Below are 18,875 nucleotides of genomic sequence, written 5' to 3'. Positions count from 1 at the left end.
TCGCTCGTCCCCGCCCCCTTCCCCCCCCTCCCCCTCCCCACCCACCGCAACACCCCCCCCCACCCGGCGGCCCTCCTCGAGCTCGCCACCGAGATCGAGGGCCACCCCGACAACGTCGCCGCCTGTCTGCTCGGCGGCTTCACGCTCGCCTGGACCGAGTCCGGTGCCGCGCGAGCGATCAGGATGGATCCTTCCGATTCCATCGTTCCGGTGGTTTTCGTCCCCGGTAAGCCCGTACTGACCGAGACCGCCCGCGGTCTGCTGCCGCGTACCGTCCCGCACGTCGACGCCGCGGCCAACGCCGGACGCGCCGCGCTCCTCGTGGAGGCGCTCACCCGCCGCCCCGAGCTGCTGCTCGCGGCCACGGAGGACCGGCTGCACCAGGAGTACCGGGCTCCCGCGATGCCCGAGAGCATCGCCCTTGTGAACCGGCTGCGGGCCGACGGAGTCCCCGCGGTCATCTCCGGCGCGGGCCCCACGGTGCTCGCGCTGGCCGAACAGGGGTCGGCCGACAAGGTCGCCCGACTGGCGGGCGAGGGATGGGCCGCGAACCGGCTCGACCTCGATGCGTCCGGAGCGAGTGTTCTGCCGCTCGCGCCGTAGGGACGCGTGATTGCCGGTGAGGGAGAGGGGGAATGTTTGTTGGAGCCGGTAGTGTTAACCTCAAGTCTGCACCCGACGTTTTCGAGGCGCGGTGCGGAGTGTCCCCATCAGGGACCACCCATTCTTCCGGGAGCCTCCCCAACTGCCTGAGCAGCCCGCCTGAGCAGTTTCGAGCACGCTCCGGAACCGGCACGACACCCCTCGCTCTTTCCATGTGAGGGCCGAGCAGGGGGCCTCGGGCCGGACCCACAGCACGTTTTTTCCTCCTCCGCCGTACCCGGCGGGACCACCGCCCCGACACGGTCCACAAACCAGACCGCCGTCGGACAGCACAACCGGTCGCCGAGCCAGATGGCCGACGTCCGCTCCAGGGAAGGACCCTTCGTGAGCGACACCACCGATCTGATGGGCGTGACTGCCGACAACCCCGTCGACACCTCCGCGCCCGCCGCAGGTGCTGCCACTGGCACCACCGCACGGCGCCGCCGCTCCGGCACCGGCCTCGAGGGCATGGTCCTGGCCGAGCTGCAGCAGGTCGCGTCCGGCCTCGGCATCAGGGGCACCGCGCGGATGCGCAAGAGCCAGCTGATCGAGGTCATCAAGGAGGCGCAGGCCGGAGGCGGAGCCCCCGCCAAGGCCGCCGCCGACACGGCTGAGACCAAGCCGAAGCGCCGCGCCACCTCCAAGGCCCGTACGGCCGAGGGCGCCGCCGAGACCGCTGCTCCCAAGGCGGAGAAGGCCGAGAAGGCCGTCGCCCAGCAGCAGATCGACATCCCCGGCCAGCCCTCCCCGAAGGTCTCGGCCTCGCTCGACCAGGGAGGTGCCCCCACCGACGACCAGCCGGCCGGTGAGCGCCGCCGCCGTCGGGCCACGGCCCCGGCCGGCAGCCCGGAGGGCGACGTCAAGGCCGAGTCCTCCCAGGCCGTGAAGACCGAGGCCAAGGCCGAGACCCGGACGGACTCCCGAACCGAGTCCCGTACGGACGACGCCAAGGCCGAGTCCGCCGCCGACACCGCCGAGGGCCGCGGCCGCCGTGACCGCGGCGAGCGCGGGGAGCGCCGTGACCGCGGCGACCGTCAGCGCGACCGCCGCGACCGTGGCGGCAAGGGCGACGACCAGCAGGGCGGTGGCCAGGGAGGCCAGCGTCAGCAGCGTCAGGGTGGCCAGCAGGGCCAGCAGGGCGGCCCGCAGGACGACTTCGACGACGAGGGCGGCCGCCGTGGCCGTCGCGGCCGCTACCGCGACCGTCGTGGCCGTCGTGGCCGTGACGACTTCGCGACCGGCGAGCCGCAGGTCTCCGAGGACGACGTCCTGATCCCCGTCGCGGGCATCCTGGACATCCTCGACAACTACGCGTTCATCCGGACCTCCGGCTACCTGCCCGGCCCGAACGACGTGTACGTCTCCCTCGCCCAGGTCCGCAAGAACGGCCTGCGCAAGGGTGACCACGTCACCGGCGCCGTGCGTCAGCCGAAGGAGGGCGAGCGCCGCGAGAAGTTCAACGCGCTGGTGCGTCTGGACTCCTCGAACGGCATGGCCGCCGACTCCGGCCGCGGCCGCCCGGAGTTCAACAAGCTGACCCCGCTCTACCCGCAGGACCGGCTCCGCCTGGAGACCGACCCGGGTGTGCTGACCACGCGGATCATCGACCTCGTGTCGCCGATCGGCAAGGGCCAGCGAGGCCTGATCGTGGCCCCGCCGAAGACCGGCAAGACCATGATCATGCAGGCGATCGCCAACGCGATCACGCACAACAACCCCGAGTGCCACCTGATGGTCGTCCTGGTCGACGAGCGTCCGGAAGAGGTCACCGACATGCAGCGGTCGGTCAAGGGCGAGGTCATCTCCTCGACCTTCGACCGTCCGGCCGAGGACCACACCACGGTCGCCGAGCTGGCCATCGAGCGCGCCAAGCGTCTCGTGGAGCTGGGTCACGACGTGGTCGTCCTGCTCGACTCGATCACCCGCCTGGGCCGCGCGTACAACCTCGCCGCCCCGGCCTCCGGCCGCATCCTGTCCGGTGGTGTCGACTCGACCGCGCTCTACCCGCCGAAGCGCTTCTTCGGTGCGGCGCGCAACATCGAGGACGGCGGCTCGCTGACCATCCTGGCCACCGCGCTGGTCGACACCGGCTCGCGCATGGACGAGGTGATCTTCGAGGAGTTCAAGGGCACCGGCAACATGGAGCTCAAGCTCGACCGGAAGCTCGCCGACAAGCGCATCTTCCCGGCCGTCGACGTCGACGCCTCGGGTACGCGTAAGGAAGAGATCCTGCTCGGCAGCGACGAGCTCGCGGTCACCTGGAAGCTGCGTCGCGTGCTCCACGCGCTCGACCAGCAGCAGGCGATCGAGCTGCTTCTCGACAAGATGAAGCAGACGAAGTCGAACGGCGAGTTCCTGCTCCAGATCCAGAAGACGACGCCTGGCGGGAACAACGACTGACGGAGACGTCAGTGACACGGCGGGGGTCGGTCCAGAGGCCGTAACCCTGCCGTGACCTGGACGAACACAGCGCCCATCGTGCCCCGGCACGGTGGGCGCCGTGCGTTGCGGTCCGTCGCTCTGCGAAACCTCACAGGTTCATATGCAACCCTTTCGGGCGCTTCGCCGTCACAGAAGGTGAAGCGAAGACCTGAGGTGGGAGATGAGCGAGCAGAGCAAGGGCGGTCGAATATTCCCCCTACGCCCAGGGGAGGTGGGGGGACGCCGAGGCAGCGGCCGCCGCCGCAAGGAGCCCGCCAAGGGCCGCCGCGCGCTGACCGTCGCCGTCTGGAGCGCCGCCGCGCTCGTCGTCGTCGGCGGCTCCGGGCTCGGATACGTCTACTTCAAGCTCGACGGCAACCTCAAGAGCGTGGACATCAACGCCCAGCTCGGCACCGACCGGCCCAAGAACGTCGACAACGGCTCGATGGACATCCTCGTCCTCGGCTCCGACTCCCGGTCCGGCGACAACGGGGCCTACGGCAAGGACGAGGGCGGCGCCCGGTCCGACACCGCGATGGTCCTCCACGTCTACGAGGGCCACAAGAAGGCGAGCGTCGTCTCGATCCCGCGCGACACCCTCGTCGACCGCCCCGCCTGCACCGACGAGCGGGGCACCGCCGTCCCCGCCGGCAAGCGGGCCATGTTCAACACCGCGTACGAGGTCGGCGGGCCGGCCTGCGCCGTGAAGACCGTCGAGTCGCTCTCCGGCATCCGCATGGACCACTACGTCGAGGTCGACTTCACCGGCTTCACGAAGCTGATCGACAAGCTCGGCGGCGTCGAGATCACCACGACGAAGGCGATCAAGGACCCCAAGAGCCACCTCGACCTCGACCCGGGCACGCATACCCTGGACGGCGAGCAGTCCCTCGGTCTGGTCCGTACCCGCAAGAGCGTCGGCGACGGCAGCGACCTCGGCCGCATCCAGCTCCAGCAGGCGTTCATGAAGGCATTCATCGACCAGGTCAAGGACGTCGGCGTCCTCACGAACCCCAAGAAGCTCCTGGACGTCGCCGACACCGCCACCAAGGCCATCACGCCCGACTCGGAGCTCGACTCCGTCAACGAGCTGATGGGCTTCGCCCAGGGGCTCTCCGGGCTCGGCGCCGAGGACGTCCACATGGTCACCATGCCGGTCGAGTACGACCCCGCCGACCCGAACCGCGTCCTGCCTCTGGAGGCCCGGTCGCGTCAGGTCTGGCAGGCCCTCAAGAGCGACCGGCCCATTCCCGCCTCCGCCACGAAGGGCGCTGCCACCGGCCAGGCGGACGGCGTCGTGGGACAGCCCACCACGGCCTCGGAATAGTTTCACCCGGGACCCGGTTTTGGGAGATACGGCCGGTCCTGGCAGACTGGTACGTCGGCCCCGGTTCACGCAGGTGCAATCCGCACGGCGACCCGGTGCCCTCCCGAAACTAGGAGACACCTTGAAGCGCGAGATCCACCCCGAGTACGTCGAGACCCAGGTCAGCTGCACCTGTGGCGCGTCGTTCACCACCCGTAGCACCCTGACCGAGGGCACCATCCGTGCCGAGGTCTGCTCCGAGTGCCACCCGTTCTACACGGGCAAGCAGAAGATCCTCGACACCGGCGGCCGCGTCGCCCGCTTCGAGGCCCGCTTCGGCAAGGCTGCGGCCAAGAAGTAGCACGTCACTGCGCCGGTCCTTGGTCGCTCCCGCTGGGGGTACCGGACCGGCGCTTTGCCGTCCCCGCAGTCCGTTCGTACGAGAACCAGGAGCCCCCGATGTTCGAGGCGGTCGAGGAACTGATCGGCGAGCACGCCGATCTCGAGAAGAAGCTCGCTGACCCTTCGGTCCACGCGGACCAGGCCAACGCGCGCAAGCTGAACAAGCGTTACGCCGAGCTGACCCCGATCGTCGCCGTCTACCGTTCCTGGAAGCAGAACGGTGACGACATCGAGACCGCCCGCGAGCTGATGCACGACGACCCCGACTTCGCGGCCGAGGTGAAGGACCTGGAGAAGCAGCGCGAGGAGCTGACCGACAGGCTGCGGCTGCTGCTCGTCCCGCGCGACCCCAGCGACGACAAGGACGTCATCCTGGAGATCAAGGCCGGCGCGGGCGGCGACGAGTCCGCCCTCTTCGCCGGCGATCTGCTGCGGATGTATCTGCGCTATGCCGAGCGCGTCGGCTGGAAGACCGAGATCATCGACTCCACCGAGTCCGAGCTCGGCGGCTACAAGGACGTCCAGGTCGCCGTGAAGACCAAGGGCGGCAACGGCGCGACCGAGCCCGGCCAGGGCGTCTGGGCACGGCTGAAGTACGAGGGCGGGGTGCACCGCGTGCAGCGCGTGCCCGCCACCGAGTCGGCCGGCCGGATCCACACCTCCGCGGCCGGTGTCCTCGTGACCCCCGAGGCCGAGGAGATCGACGTCGAGATCCACGCCAACGACCTGCGCATCGACGTGTACCGCTCGTCGGGCCCCGGCGGCCAGTCCGTCAACACCACCGACTCCGCGGTCCGCATCACCCACCTGCCGACCGGCATCGTCGCCTCCTGCCAGAACGAGAAGAGCCAGCTCCAGAACAAGGAGCAGGCGATGCGTATCCTGCGGTCCCGGCTGCTCGCCGCCGCACAGGAGGAGGCGGAGTCCAAGGCCGCCGACGCCCGTCGCAGCCAGGTCCGCACCGTCGACCGGTCCGAGAAGATCCGTACGTACAACTTCCCGGAAAACCGGATCTCGGACCACCGCGTCGGCTTCAAGGCGTACAACTTGGACCAGGTGCTCGACGGCGATCTGGACGCGATGATCCAGGCCTGCGTCGACGCCGACTCCGCCGCCAAGCTCGCAGCAGCGTAGGACTTGTCAGCCCCACCCGCACCACGGAGGACCAGCGTGAACCTGCTGCTTGCCGAGGTGGCCCAGGCCACCCAGCGGCTGGCCGACGCCGGCGTTCCCTCACCGCGTTTCGACGCCGAGGAGCTCGCCGCGTTCGTGCACGGCGTCAAGCGGGGGGAGCTGCACAACGTCAAGGACGCGGACTTCGACGCCCGCTACTGGGAGGCGGTCGCCCGCCGCGAGGCGCGCGAGCCGCTCCAGCACATCACCGGACGGGCGTTCTTCCGCTATCTGGAGCTCCAGGTGGGGCCGGGCGTCTTCGTGCCCCGGCCGGAGACCGAGTCGGTCGTCGGCTGGGCCATAGACGCCGTACGGGCCATGGACGTCGTCGAGCCGCTGATCGTCGACCTCTGCACCGGTTCGGGCGCGATCGCGCTCGCGATGGCGCAGGAGGTGCCGCGCTCGCGCGTGCACGCGGTCGAACTCTCCGACGACGCGCTGGTGTGGACCCGCAAGAACGCCGAGGGTTCGCGCGTCACGGTCCACCAGGGCGACGCGCTGGGCGCGCTGCCGGAGCTCGACGGCCAGGTCGACCTGGTCATCTCCAACCCGCCGTACATCCCGCTCACCGAGTGGGAGTACGTGGCGCCCGAGGCGCGTGACCACGACCCGGAGATGGCGCTGTTCTCCGGCGAGGACGGCCTCGACACCATCCGCGGCATCGAGCGCACCGCGCACCGCCTGCTGCGTCCGGGGGGCCTCGTCGTGATCGAGCACGCGGACACCCAGGGCGGCCAGGTGCCGTGGATCTTCAACGAGGAGGCCGGCTGGACCGACGCCGCCGACCACCCCGACCTGAACAACCGCCCGCGCTTCGCGACCGCCCGCAAGGCCACGCCGTGACGTCCCGGTGTGTGACACGACCGCTCGCCACTCCCGGAACGAGTGAGCCGGAGGAGCGCGCGGGCGTCGAAAGGGAGTGGGGGGACCTCCCGCCGAAGGCAGCGGGAACGCGGAGGGCGCGAGGAACGAGCGACCGAGCACGGTCGACCGTCGGCGGACGCCTGAGCGCTCCGTGGGGGTGCCCCCGAAGGCAGGGGGAGAACCGAGTGACCAAGAACGAGGAGGCCCGCTAAATGGCTCGGCGATACGACTGCAACGAGGCGACCGACCGCGCGACCGGGCTGCGCGAGGCCGCGTCCGCCGTGCGCCGTGGCGAGCTGGTCGTGCTGCCCACCGACACCGTGTACGGGATCGGCGCGGACGCCTTCAGCTCGGAGGCGGTCGCGGACCTGCTGGACGCCAAGGGCCGGGGCCGCAACATGCCCACGCCCGTCCTCATCGGCTCCCCGAACACGCTGCACGGGCTCGTCACGGACTTCTCCGAGCAGGCGTGGGAGCTCGTCGACGCGTTCTGGCCCGGCGCGCTCACGCTCGTCGCGAAGCACCAGCCGTCGCTGCAGTGGGACCTGGGCGACACCCGGGGCACGGTGGCGATCCGGATGCCGCTGCACCCGGTGGCGATCGAGCTGCTCACCGAGGTCGGCCCGATGGCGGTCTCCTCGGCGAACCTCACCGGGCACCCGTCGCCCGAGGACTGCGACGCGGCACAGGGCATGCTCGGCGACTCGGTCTCCGTCTACCTCGACGGGGGTCCGACGCCGGGGATCGTCCCGTCGTCGATCGTCGACGTGACGGGCAAGGTGCCGGTACTGCTGCGTGCGGGGGCGCTCTCCGCGGAGGAACTCCGGAAGGTCGTACCCGACCTCGAGGTGGCCAATTGACCGCCCCTGAGGGGCGTGGCATAGCGGGGCACGAGAGCACTTCCTTCCGCATCCTCCACGTCAGCACCGGCAACGTCTGCCGCTCGCCGATCACCGAGCGGCTGACCCGCCATGCCCTGAGCGACCGCCTGGGCGACCCCCGGGGCGGCGGCCTGATCGTGGAGAGCGCGGGCACCTGGGGCCACGAGGGGGCCCCGATGGAGGCCAACGCGGAGCTGGTCCTCGCCGACTTCGGCGCGGACTACAGCGGCTTCGTCGGCCGTGAGCTCCTCGACGAGCACGTCATCCGCGCGGACCTGGTCCTGACGGCGACCCGCGACCACCGGGCGCAGGTCATCTCGATGGGCCACTCGGCGGGCCTGCGCACCTTCACCCTGAAGGAGTTCACCCGTCTCGTCCGCGCGATAGACCCCGCGACGCTGCCGGACCCCCTGGGCGACGGCATGGTCGAACGCGCGCGTGCGCTGGTGCGCGCGGCGGCGGCTCTACGCGGGTGGCTCCTGGCCCCGAGCGCGGAGGCCGACGAGGTCAACGACCCGTACGGTGCGCCGATCACGTTCTTCCGCTCGATCGGCGAGGAGATCAACACGGCGCTCGACCCCGTCGTGACGGCCCTGACCGGGGTTCCCGCGCGACGCTGAGGTGTGCGACGTGTGCTCCGCACGTCCGTCGGCCGGAGGCCGACGGGGCGGCCCGACGCCGGGGAAGGTCCCCAGGGGCCGGGCAGTGCGAGGGGTGCGTCGGGGCAGGGAGCTCGGCACGGCGCCCGCCCCCGTGGTGGCGCCCTGACCGGGGCGCCGACGGTAGCCCCGCGCGCCGGCAGAGCCATACGGCCCAGGGTCCGGGCGAACACCGGGCAAACCCGTGCCCGCGCGCCTACATTGGAGCTGAAGGCCAGCCCACGCGCCGCCTGGAGCCCACGATGCCGGTCACCGCTCCACCCGAAGAGGATCTCGACGTCCTGCGCCGTCAGGACCCGGAGATCGCCGATGTGCTGCTCGGGGAGGTGCGCCGGCAGGCCGACAGTCTGCAGCTGATCGCCGCCGAGAACTTCACCTCGCCCGCCGTCCTCGCCGCCCTCGGCTCCCCGCTCGCCAACAAGTACGCCGAGGGGTATCCCGGCGCCCGCCATCACGGCGGCTGCGAGTTCGCCGACGCCGCCGAGCGGATCGCCGTCGACCGGGCCACCGCGCTCTTCGGAGCCGAGCACGCGAACGTCCAGGCCCACTCCGGCTCGTCGGCCGTCCTGGCGGCGTACGCGGCCCTTCTCAGGCCCGGAGACACCGTCCTCGCCATGGGACTTCCTCACGGCGGCCATCTCACGCACGGTTCACCCGCCAACTTCTCCGGCCGCTGGTTCGACTTCGTCCCGTACGGCGTCGACGCCGAGACCGGTCTGATCGACTACGAGCAGGTCGCCGCCCTCGCCCGCCACCACCGCCCCAAGGCGATCGTCTGCGGCTCCATCTCCTACCCGCGCCATATCGACTACGCGATCTTCCGCGAGATCGCCGACGAGGCCGGGGCCTATCTCATCGCCGACGCCGCCCACCCCATCGGGCTCGTCGCCGGGGGAGCGGCGCCCAACCCCGTCCCGTACGCCGATGTGGTCTGCGCCACCACCCACAAGGTCCTGCGCGGTCCCCGCGGCGGGATGATCCTCTGCGGCGCCGAGCTGGCCGACCGCGTCGACCGGGCCGTCTTCCCGTTCACGCAGGGCGGCGCCCAGATGCACACGATCGCCGCCAAGGCGGTCGCCTTCGGCGAGGCGTCGACCCCCGCCTTCACCACGTATGCCCATCAGGTCGTCGCCCACGCCCGCGTCCTCGCCGACGCGCTCTCCGCCGAGGGCTTCGCGCTCACCACCGGCGGCACCGACACCCACCTCATCACCGCCGACCCCGCCCCCCTCGGCGTCGACGGCCGCACGGCGCGCTCGCGCCTCGCCGCCGCCGGCATGGTCCTCGACACCTGCGCCCTGCCGTACGGAGACGGACGTGGGATTCGTCTCGGAACCGCCGCCGTCACCACCCAGGGAATGGGCGCTTCGGAGATGGCGCGGATCGCCTCGTTGTTCACGATCGCGCTACGGGACGAACCGCGGGAGACGGCCCGGGTACGGGCGGAAGTACGTGACCTTGCCGGGCGATTTCCCCCGTATGGACGGTGAGGAACGCCGGAGCGCAACCATCCGGCCGGGACGTATGTCCTCAAGCACATGGACGGCACGGCTAGGGTGTGGGGCTGAGATGGCCAGCGATTCCTGTGGGGCAGCCCGTGCGTGATTACCTGCTGACGCTCTGTGTCACGGCCGCGGTGACCTATCTGCTCACCGGTCCGGTGCGGAAGTTCGCCATCGCGACCGGGGCGATGCCGGAGATCCGTGCCCGAGACGTACACCGAGAACCGACTCCGCGGCTCGGTGGCATCGCCATGTTCTTCGGCCTGTGCACCGGCCTGCTGGTGGCGGACCACCTGCAGAACCTCAACAGCGTCTTCGAGCTCTCCAACGAGCCCCGCGCGCTGCTCTCCGGCGCCGCCCTGATCTGGCTGATCGGTGTCCTCGACGACAAGTTCGAGCTGGACGCGCTGATCAAGCTGGGCGCGCAGATGATCTCCGCCGGTGTGATGGTGATGCAGGGTCTGACGATCCTGTGGCTGCCGATCCCGGGTGTCGGCACGGTCGCGCTCACCAAGGGGCAGGGCACGCTCCTGACCGTGGCCCTGGTCGTCCTGACCATCAACGCCGTGAACTTCGTCGACGGCCTCGACGGACTGGCCGCCGGCATGGTCTGCATCGCCGCCGCGGCCTTCTTCCTGTACGCGTACCGCCTTTGGTACGGCTACACGATCGAGGCCGCCGCGCCCGCGACGCTCTTCGCCGCGATCCTCATGGGCATGTGCCTGGGCTTCCTGCCGCACAACATGCATCCGGCCCGGATCTTCATGGGCGACTCCGGTTCGATGCTGATCGGTCTGATCCTGGCCGCCTCGGCGATCTCGATCACCGGCCAGGTCGACCCGGACGTGCTGAAGCTCTTCGAGGGCTCGACCCGTGAGGCCACCCACGCCGCCCTGCCGGTCTTCATCCCGCTCGTGCTGCCGCTGACGATCATCGCGATCCCCATGGCCGACCTGGTCCTGGCCATCGTCCGCCGTACCTGGAACGGTCAGTCGCCGTTCGCCGCCGACCGCGGGCACCTGCACCACCGACTCCTCGAGATCGGGCACTCGCACAGCCGGGCCGTCCTGATCATGTACTTCTGGTCGGCGCTCATCGCCTTCGGGACGCTCGCGTACTCGGTGCACTCCACGTCGATGTGGATCGTGCTCGGGGTCGTGTTCCTGAGCGCCATCGGCCTGGTGCTGCTCCTGCTGCCGCGCTTCACACCGCGCGCCCCGCGCTGGGCGGAGTCCTTCGTCCCGCCGCGCTACCGGCGCCGCGGGGCCGGCCGCCGCGGAGGCCGGCCGGGCACGCGCTCGGACGGCGCCGCTCCGGTCGCCGCGGCCGTCGAGGAGCCGGCGGAGGAGCGCGTACCGGTGCCCGCGGGGGTCAACGGGTCCACCGCCATCGGCCACCGTTCGCGCTTCACCGACCGGCGGAAGGCCGGAACGCCGAGTTGACGAATGTCATATCGAGCCGCACTACCAGACAAAACCCCCCGGCGTGCTGCACACACGCGCACGGTCACACTCATGTGTGACAGTCGGCACACTTCCCGGGTAAAGAACTACTCAAATAGTTTGTGATACCGTTCACGAGACCCGGCGACAGAGCCGAAAGACCGTAGTGCGACGGTCCGTTGGCCCCGAGACACACCTCGGACCGGGCTTACGCTCGTCCCTGACGACACCATCGCCCCCACCAGCAACAGCGGAGACACCGCCATGCCGTCCAACGACGCACGCATCCTTCTGTCAGCTGCCATTCCCGCTGCTGCCACCGGCGCCATCGCCGCGGTCATCAGCGGCGTGGTTGCCGGCGGCAAGGGCGCGATCGGTGCCGTCATCGGCTGCGCTGTGGTGATCGCCTTCATGGGGATCGGGCTCGTGGTGCTCCAGCGGACGGCCAAGTCGTACCCGCACCTGTTCCAGGCGATGGGTCTGCTGCTCTACACGACCCAGCTGCTGCTGCTCTTCGTGTTGATGCTGATGCTCAAGAACACGACGTTCTTCGACTTCAAGGCCTTCGCCTTCACACTGCTCGCGTCGACCCTCGTCTGGATCGCCGCGCAGGCACGTGCGTACATGAAGGCCAAGATCATGTACATCGACGACCCCAAGAAGCCGGGGTCGTCGCAGTGAGGGGTAGGGCCGGGATAAAGGCGTGTTCGGCTTCCTGCTATCGTCCGGTGCCAACTGCGGCACTGCGGGCGCGGGCATCCGAGCTGACGCCTGTCCCAGCGCGAGGCTCGACGCCGAACCGCCGCCCCCTTATCCGTAAGACCAGTCCAGTGCCGACCCGCGGCTGCGTGCCGCGCCGACACAACGAGGTTGCCGTACCTATGCGCCACGCTGAAGGAGCCCGCGGTGAGTGCTGACCAGACGCTTGCCTTCGACCCGGATTGCCACATCTTCAGTGGATGCGGCTTCCCGGCGCCGGGCCTGCACACGTTCATGTACGAGCCCATCGCCACGGTGGGAGGCATCGACATCACCAAGCCGATGCTGCTCGCTCTGCTGGGCTCCATCGTGGTCGTCGGGTTCTTCTGGGCCGCCTTCAACAAGCCCAAGCTGATCCCCGGCAAGATGCAGATGGTCGGCGAGGCCGGTTACGACTTCGTCCGCCGCGGCATCGTCTACGAGATCATCGGCAAGAAGGACGGCGAGAAGTACGTCCCCTTCATGGTGTCGCTGTTCTTCTTCGTCTGGATCATGAACCTCTGGTCGATCATTCCGCTCGCCCAGTTCCCGGTCACCTCGCTGATCGCCTTCCCGGCCGGTCTCGCGCTGATCGTCTACGTGCTCTGGATCTCGCTGACCTTCAAGAAGCACGGCTTCGTCGGCGGCTGGAAGAACATCGTCGGTTACGACAAGTCCCTCGGTGCGATCCTCCCGATGGTCGTCGTCCTCGAGTTCTTCTCGAACCTCATCATCCGGCCCTTCACGCACGCGGTCCGACTGTTCGCGAACATGTTCGCCGGTCACCTGCTGATCGTGATGTTCTCGCTGGCCACCTGGTACCTCATGAACGGCCTGGGCTTCGTCTACGCCGGCGCCTCGTTCGTGATGGTCCTCGTGATGACGGCCTTCGAGCTCTTCATCCAGGCCGTCCAGGCGTACGTCTTCGTCCTCCTGGCCTGCAGCTACGTCCAGGGCGCGCTGGCCGAGCACCACTGAGCCACTCCCGCCCAGGGATCCAGCTAGACCCCCAATCCAACAGTCGTCCGGTGGCCAACCCCCACCGGGTCATTGAAAGAGAAGGAAGTAACGGCATGTCCGCTGCTCTCGACATGGTCAACCTCGCGGCCTCCGCCAAGGAGAACGTCGTCGGCAACGTCGCCTCGATCGGCTACGGCCTGGCCGCGATCGGCCCCGGCGTCGGCGTCGGCATCATCTTCGGTAACGGTACGCAGGCCCTCGCCCGCCAGCCCGAGGCCGCCGGTCTGATCCGCACCAACCAGATCATGGGCTTCGCCTTCTGTGAGGCGCTCGCCCTCATCGGCATCGTCATGGGCTTCGTCTACCAGTAAATCGGACCGACAGCCCACACCTTTTTACGGAAGGCACTGATGTGAACGCTCTGCTTCTTGCGGCGGAGGAGCCCCAGCCTCCTCTGATCCCGCATCTTGACGAGCTCGTCATCGGCCTGATCGCCTTCGTCATCGTCTTCGGCTTCCTCGCCAAGAAGCTCCTCCCGAACATCAACAAGGTTCTGGAAGAGCGTCGGGCGGCCATCGAGGGTGGCATCGAGAAGGCCGAGTCGGCCCAGATCGAGGCCCAGAGTGTGCTGGAGCAGTACAAGGCCCAGCTCGCCGAGGCCCGCCATGAGGCCGCGCGTCTTCGCCAGGAGGCGACGGAGCAGGGCACCGCGATCATCCAGGAGATGAAGGCGGAAGGCCAGCGCCAGCGCGAGGAGATCATCGCGGCCGGTCACACGCAGATCGAGGCCGACCGCAAGGCCGCGGCGACCTCGCTGCGCCAGGACGTGGGCAAGCTCGCCACCGACCTGGCCGGCAAGCTGGTCGGCGAGTCCCTCGAGGACCACGCCCGCCAGAGCCGCACCATCGACCGCTTCCTCGACGAGCTCGAGGAGAAGGCCGAGGCCGTCCGATGAACGGAGCGAGCCGCGAGGCACTGGTCGCCGCGCGCGAGTCTCTCGACGCGCTGACCGACAACACCTCGGTCGACGCCGCGAAGCTCGCGGGCGAGCTGGCCGCGGTCACCGCGCTGCTCGACCGCGAGGTGTCGCTGCGTCGGGTCCTGACCGACCCGGCGCAGGCGGGCGAGGCCAAGGCCGAGCTCGCCGGGCGACTGCTCGGCGGTCAGGTGGGCGGGGAGACCGTCGACCTGGTGTCCGGCATGGTGCGTTCCCGCTGGTCGCAGTCGCGTGACCTGGTCGACTCGGTCGAGGAGCTGGCGAACACCGCCGACCTCACCGCGGCGCAGCAGGCGGGCGCGCTGGACGACGTCGAGGACGAGCTGTTCCGGTTCGGCCGGATCGTCTCCTCCAGCACCGAGCTGCGCTCGGCGCTGACGGACAAGGCCGCCACGGCGTCCGCCAAGGGCGAGCTGCTCCGCAGCCTGCTCGGCGGCAAGGCCAACGCGGTCACCGAGCGTCTGGTCGTCCGTCTCGTGACCCAGCCCCGGGGACGTAGCCTGGAAGCGGGACTCGAGTCCCTCTCCAAGCTCGCCGCGGCGCGCCGGGACCGGATGGTCGCCGTCGTGACCTCGGCGGTGCCGCTGACCGATCAGCAGAAGCAGCGCCTCGGTGCCGTCCTGGCCAAGCTGTACGGCCGCCAGATGCACCTGAACCTGGACGTGGACCCGGCGGTCCTCGGCGGGATCTCGGTGCAGGTCGGCGACGAGGTCATCAACGGGACCATCGCGGAGCGCCTCGACGAGGCGTCCCGGCGGCTGGCCGGCTGACGGCTGCGGCCACCAACTGAACAAGCATGACCAGCGGCCCGGTTGGGCCGTGCACATCGCAGAAGATTCCTGGGGGTCGGCCCCCAGACCCCCAAGAAAACTTCGGGCCCAACAAGGAGAGCAGGGAACCCAGATGGCGGAGCTCACGATCCGGCCGGAGGAGATCCGGGACGCGCTGGAGAACTTCGTCCAGTCGTACCAGCCGGACGCGGCCTCGCGCGAGGAGGTCGGAACGGTCAGCCTGGCCGGCGACGGCATCGCGAAGGTGGAGGGCCTGCCCTCCGCCATGGCGAACGAGCTGCTGAAGTTCGAGGACGGCACCCTCGGTCTCGCCCTCAACCTCGAGGAGCGCGAGATCGGTGCGATCGTCCTCGGCGAGTTCAGCGGTATCGAGGAGGGCCAGCCGGTGCAGCGCACCGGTGAGGTTCTCTCCGTAGGTGTCGGCGAGGGCTACCTCGGCCGCGTCGTCGACCCGCTCGGCAACCCGATCGACGGCCTCGGCGAGATCGCGACCGAGGGCCGCCGCGCCCTCGAGCTGCAGGCCCCGGGCGTCATGGCCCGTAAGTCGGTCCACGAGCCGATGGAGACCGGCTACAAGGCCGTCGACGCCATGACTCCGGTCGGCCGTGGTCAGCGTCAGCTGATCATCGGTGACCGTCAGACCGGCAAGACCGCGCTGGCCGTCGACACGATCATCAACCAGCGTGACAACTGGCGCTCGGGCGACGTGAACAAGCAGGTCCGCTGCATCTACGTCGCCGTCGGCCAGAAGGGCTCCACCATCGCGTCCGTGCGCGGCGCCCTGGAGGAGGCCGGTGCGCTCGAGTACACGACGATCGTCGCCGCCCCGGCGTCCGACCCGGCCGGCTTCAAGTACCTGGCGCCGTACACCGGCTCCGCCATCGGTCAGCACTGGATGTACCAGGGCAAGCACGTCCTGATCGTCTTCGACGACCTGTCGAAGCAGGCCGACGCCTACCGCGCCGTGTCCCTGCTGCTGCGCCGCCCGCCGGGCCGTGAGGCCTACCCGGGTGACGTCTTCTACCTGCACTCGCGTCTGCTCGAGCGCTGCGCGAAGCTCTCGGACGAGCTGGGTGCCGGCTCGATGACCGGTCTGCCGATCGTCGAGACGAAGGCCAACGACGTCTCGGCGTTCATCCCGACCAACGTCATCTCCATCACCGACGGCCAGTGCTTCCTGGAGTCCGACCTGTTCAACGCCGGCCAGCGTCCGGCCCTGAACGTCGGTATCTCGGTCTCCCGTGTCGGTGGCTCCGCCCAGCACAAGGCGATGAAGCAGATCTCCGGTCGCCTCCGTGTCGACCTCGCCCAGTTCCGTGAGCTGGAGGCCTTCGCGGCCTTCGGTTCGGACCTGGACGCGGCCTCGAAGGCGCAGCTGGAGCGCGGTCAGCGCATGGTCGAGCTGCTCAAGCAGGCTCAGTACCAGCCGATGCCCACCGAGAACCAGGTCGTCTCCATCTGGGCCGGCACCACCGGCAAGATGGACGACGTCCCGGTCGTCGACATCCGTCGCTTCGAGGCCGAGCTCCTCGCGTACCTGCGTCAGAACCACGCGGGTCTCATGAGCTCCATCCGCGAGGGCGGCAAGATGTCGGACGACACCCTGCAGTCCGTCGGTGACGCCATCGCGGAGTTCAAGAAGCAGTTCGAGACCTCTGACGGGAAGCTGCTGGGCGACGACGCTTCCGCTGCCGTCAACGTCTCGAAGTGACGACGGAAGGGACCTGACTCATGGGAGCGCAGCTCCGGGTCTACAAGCGTCGCATCAAATCCGTCACCGCGACGAAGAAGATCACCAAGGCGATGGAGATGATCGCCGCCTCGCGCGTCGTCAAGGCGCAGCGCAAGGTGCAGTCCTCGACCCCGTACGCGATCGAGCTGACCCGCGCGGTCACCGCGGTCGCGACGGGTGCGAACGACAAGCACCCGCTGACCACCGAGGCGGAGAACCCGACCCGTGCCGCGGTCCTGCTCCTCTCGAGCGACCGCGGTCTGGCCGGCGCCTTCAACTCCAACGCCATCAAGGCGGCGGAGGCTCTGACGAGGAAGCTGGAGAGCGAGGGGCGCGAGGTCGACATCTACGTCGTCGGCCGTCGTGGCATCTCGCACTACAACTTCCGTGAGCGCAAGCTGGCCGACTCGTGGACCGGCTTCACGGATCAGCCGGAGTACGCGGACGCCAAGAAGATCGCGGCTCCGCTGATCGAGGCGATCGAGAAGGACACGGCCGAGGGTGGTGTGGACGAGCTCCACATCGTCTACACCGAGTTCGTCTCGATGATGACGCAGACGGCGGTCGAGGCCCGGCTGCTGCCCCTCAGCCTCGACGAGGTGGCGAAGGAGGCGGGCGAGCAGGACACGCTCCGTCCGCTGTACGACTTCGAGCCGTCGGCGGAGGACGTCCTCGACGCCCTTCTGCCGCGCTACGTCGAAAGCCGTATCTACAACGCGCTGCTTCAGTCGGCTGCCTCCAAGCACGCCGCCACGCGCCGTGCGATGAAGTCGGCGACCGACAACGCGGGAGACTTGATCAACAACCTCTCCCGACTTGCCAACGCGGCCCGCCAGGCCGAAATCACCCAGGAAATCAGCGAGATCGTCGGTGGCACCGCAGCCCTGGCCGACGCGACCGCGGGGAGTGACAAGTAATGACGACCACTGTTGAGACGGCCGCCGCCACGGGCCGCGTCGCCCGGGTCATCGGCCCGGTCGTCGACGTGGAGTTCCCCGTCGACGCGATGCCGGAGATCTACAACGCGCTGAACGTCGAGGTTCCGGACCCGGCCGAGGAGGGCGCGACCAAGACGCTGACCCTCGAGGTCGCCCAGCACCTCGGTGACGGCATCGTCCGCACCATCTCCATGCAGCCCACCGACGGTCTGGTCCGCCAGGCCCCGGTGACGGACACCGGCACGGGTATCACGGTTCCGGTCGGCGACGTCACCAAGGGCCGTGTGTTCAACACGCTCGGTCAGGTGCTGAACGACGACGCCTCCACGGTCGCCGACGCCCCGCGCTGGACCATCCACCGCAAGGCCCCGGCGTTCGACCAGCTCGAGTCGAAGACCGAGATGTTCGAGACCGGCCTGAAGGTCGTCGACCTTCTCACCCCGTACGTCAAGGGTGGAAAGATCGGTCTGTTCGGTGGTGCCGGTGTCGGCAAGACCGTTCTGATCCAGGAAATGATCGTCCGTGTGGCCAAGCTGCACGACGGTGTGTCGGTCTTCGCGGGCGTCGGCGAGCGCACCCGTGAGGGCAACGACCTCATGGTGGAGATGGAGGAGGCCGGCGTTCTGGACAAGACCGCGCTGGTCTTCGGCCAGATGGACGAGCCCCCGGGCACCCGTCTGCGCGTGGCCCTGGCCGGTCTGACCATGGCGGAGTACTTCCGCGATGTGCAGAAGCAGGACGTGCTGTTCTTCATCGACAACATCTTCCGCTTCACGCAGGCCGGCTCCGAGGTCTCGACCCTGCTCGGCCGTATGCCCTCCGCCGTGGGTTACCAGCCGAACCTGGCCGACGAGATGGGTCTCCTCCAGGAGCGCATCACCTCGACCCGTGGTCACTCGATCACCTCGATGCAGGCGATCTACGTCCCCGCGGACGACCTGACCGACCCGGCTCCGGCCACCACCTTCGCCCACCTCGACGCGACGACGGTTCTCTCCCGTCCGATCTCCGAGAAGGGCATCTACCCGGCCGTGGACCCGCTGGACTCCACGTCCCGGATCCTGGACCCGCGCTACATCGCGCAGGACCACTACGACGCCGCCATGCGCGTCAAGGGCATCCTGCAGAAGTACAAGGACCTCCAGGACATCATCGCGATCCTCGGTATCGACGAGCTGAGCGAGGAGGACAAGCTCGTTGTCCACCGCGCCCGGCGTGTCGAGCGCTTCCTGTCCCAGAACACCCACGCGGCGAAGCAGTTCACCGGTGTGGACGGTTCGGACGTTCCGCTCGACGAGTCGATCTCCGCGTTCAACGCGATCTGCGACGGTGAGTACGACCACTTCCCCGAGCAGGCCTTCTTCATGTGCGGTGGCATCGAGGACCTCAAGAAGAACGCCAAGGAACTCGGCGTCTCCTGAGCC

At 69.2% G+C, this 18,875-nt stretch carries 18 protein-coding genes; all 18 read left to right on the top strand.

Annotation, left to right across the window (positions count from 1 at the left end; all coding sequences use genetic code 11):
• A partial coding sequence (locus ACFUJR_RS11310; protein WP_383450329.1) for a homoserine kinase occupies window positions 1–603 on the top strand: 603 nt, incomplete at its 5' end.
• 384 nt (window positions 604–987) lie between these two features.
• On the top strand, window positions 988–3,045 hold the full coding sequence (gene rho, locus ACFUJR_RS11305) for a transcription termination factor Rho (protein WP_383165236.1): 2,058 nt from the start codon (window positions 988–990) through the stop codon (window positions 3,043–3,045).
• 202 nt (window positions 3,046–3,247) lie between these two features.
• The gene (locus tag ACFUJR_RS11300; protein WP_383165238.1) at window positions 3,248–4,393 is read left to right on the top strand and encodes an LCP family protein; all 1,146 of its coding nucleotides are present in this window, start codon (window positions 3,248–3,250) and stop codon (window positions 4,391–4,393) included.
• Window positions 4,394–4,514: 121 nt separating this feature from the next.
• On the top strand, window positions 4,515–4,733 hold the full coding sequence (gene rpmE / locus ACFUJR_RS11295) for a 50S ribosomal protein L31 (protein ID WP_046909139.1): 219 nt from the start codon (window positions 4,515–4,517) through the stop codon (window positions 4,731–4,733).
• Between the two features lie 98 nt (window positions 4,734–4,831).
• Window positions 4,832–5,908: a peptide chain release factor 1 gene (gene prfA, locus ACFUJR_RS11290; RefSeq protein WP_383165241.1), complete on the top strand. Its 1,077-nt coding sequence runs from the start codon at window positions 4,832–4,834 to the stop codon at window positions 5,906–5,908.
• A gap of 36 nt (window positions 5,909–5,944) precedes the next feature.
• Window positions 5,945–6,790 (top strand): peptide chain release factor N(5)-glutamine methyltransferase, encoded by an 846-nt coding sequence (gene prmC, locus ACFUJR_RS11285; protein ID WP_383165244.1) that lies wholly within the window; start codon window positions 5,945–5,947, stop codon window positions 6,788–6,790.
• A 233-nt stretch (window positions 6,791–7,023) separates the two neighbouring features.
• Complete coding sequence (locus tag ACFUJR_RS11280; RefSeq protein ID WP_361599495.1) at window positions 7,024–7,671, top strand: L-threonylcarbamoyladenylate synthase; 648 nt, start codon at window positions 7,024–7,026, stop codon at window positions 7,669–7,671.
• The gene (locus ACFUJR_RS11275) at window positions 7,668–8,312 is read left to right on the top strand and encodes a protein-tyrosine-phosphatase (protein WP_383165249.1); all 645 of its coding nucleotides are present in this window, start codon (window positions 7,668–7,670) and stop codon (window positions 8,310–8,312) included. Before ACFUJR_RS11280 ends, ACFUJR_RS11275 begins: the two co-directional genes overlap by 4 nt.
• Before the next feature lie 281 nt (window positions 8,313–8,593).
• Window positions 8,594–9,841, top strand: coding sequence for a serine hydroxymethyltransferase (gene glyA, locus ACFUJR_RS11270; RefSeq protein ID WP_383165252.1), 1,248 nt, complete (start codon window positions 8,594–8,596; stop codon window positions 9,839–9,841).
• 107 nt (window positions 9,842–9,948) lie between these two features.
• On the top strand, window positions 9,949–11,295 hold the full coding sequence (locus ACFUJR_RS11265; protein ID WP_383165255.1) for an MraY family glycosyltransferase: 1,347 nt from the start codon (window positions 9,949–9,951) through the stop codon (window positions 11,293–11,295).
• Between the two features lie 264 nt (window positions 11,296–11,559).
• Window positions 11,560–11,976 (top strand): hypothetical protein, encoded by a 417-nt coding sequence (locus ACFUJR_RS11260; protein WP_361434700.1) that lies wholly within the window; start codon window positions 11,560–11,562, stop codon window positions 11,974–11,976.
• Window positions 11,977–12,201: 225 nt separating this feature from the next.
• The gene (gene atpB / locus ACFUJR_RS11255) at window positions 12,202–13,011 is read left to right on the top strand and encodes a F0F1 ATP synthase subunit A (protein ID WP_329115866.1); all 810 of its coding nucleotides are present in this window, start codon (window positions 12,202–12,204) and stop codon (window positions 13,009–13,011) included.
• A 95-nt stretch (window positions 13,012–13,106) separates the two neighbouring features.
• Complete coding sequence (gene atpE / locus ACFUJR_RS11250; RefSeq protein WP_158990502.1) at window positions 13,107–13,364, top strand: ATP synthase F0 subunit C; 258 nt, start codon at window positions 13,107–13,109, stop codon at window positions 13,362–13,364.
• 41 nt (window positions 13,365–13,405) lie between these two features.
• Window positions 13,406–13,948 carry a F0F1 ATP synthase subunit B gene (locus ACFUJR_RS11245; protein ID WP_352188978.1) on the top strand — a complete coding sequence of 181 codons (543 nt, stop codon included), beginning with the start codon at window positions 13,406–13,408 and terminating at the stop codon, window positions 13,946–13,948.
• Entirely contained in the window at window positions 13,945–14,760 is an 816-nt protein-coding gene (locus tag ACFUJR_RS11240) for a F0F1 ATP synthase subunit delta (RefSeq protein ID WP_383165259.1), read from the top strand. The genes ACFUJR_RS11245 and ACFUJR_RS11240 overlap by 4 nt, the downstream gene beginning before the upstream one ends.
• Window positions 14,761–14,893: 133 nt before the next feature.
• Window positions 14,894–16,492, top strand: coding sequence for a F0F1 ATP synthase subunit alpha (gene atpA / locus ACFUJR_RS11235; RefSeq protein WP_383165262.1), 1,599 nt, complete (start codon window positions 14,894–14,896; stop codon window positions 16,490–16,492).
• Between the two features lie 20 nt (window positions 16,493–16,512).
• Complete coding sequence (locus tag ACFUJR_RS11230) at window positions 16,513–17,430, top strand: F0F1 ATP synthase subunit gamma (RefSeq protein ID WP_383165265.1); 918 nt, start codon at window positions 16,513–16,515, stop codon at window positions 17,428–17,430.
• Complete coding sequence (gene atpD, locus ACFUJR_RS11225; protein ID WP_383165268.1) at window positions 17,430–18,872, top strand: F0F1 ATP synthase subunit beta; 1,443 nt, start codon at window positions 17,430–17,432, stop codon at window positions 18,870–18,872. The genes ACFUJR_RS11230 and atpD overlap by 1 nt, the downstream gene beginning before the upstream one ends.
• Window positions 18,873–18,875: the final 3 nt, after the last annotated feature.

Source organism: Streptomyces sp. NPDC057271 (assembly GCF_042668715.1).
Taxonomy (GTDB): Bacteria; Actinomycetota; Actinomycetes; order Streptomycetales; family Streptomycetaceae; genus Streptomyces.
The sequence above is the reverse complement of the archived record's forward strand: the minus strand, read 5'-3'. Positions and strand labels throughout refer to the sequence as shown.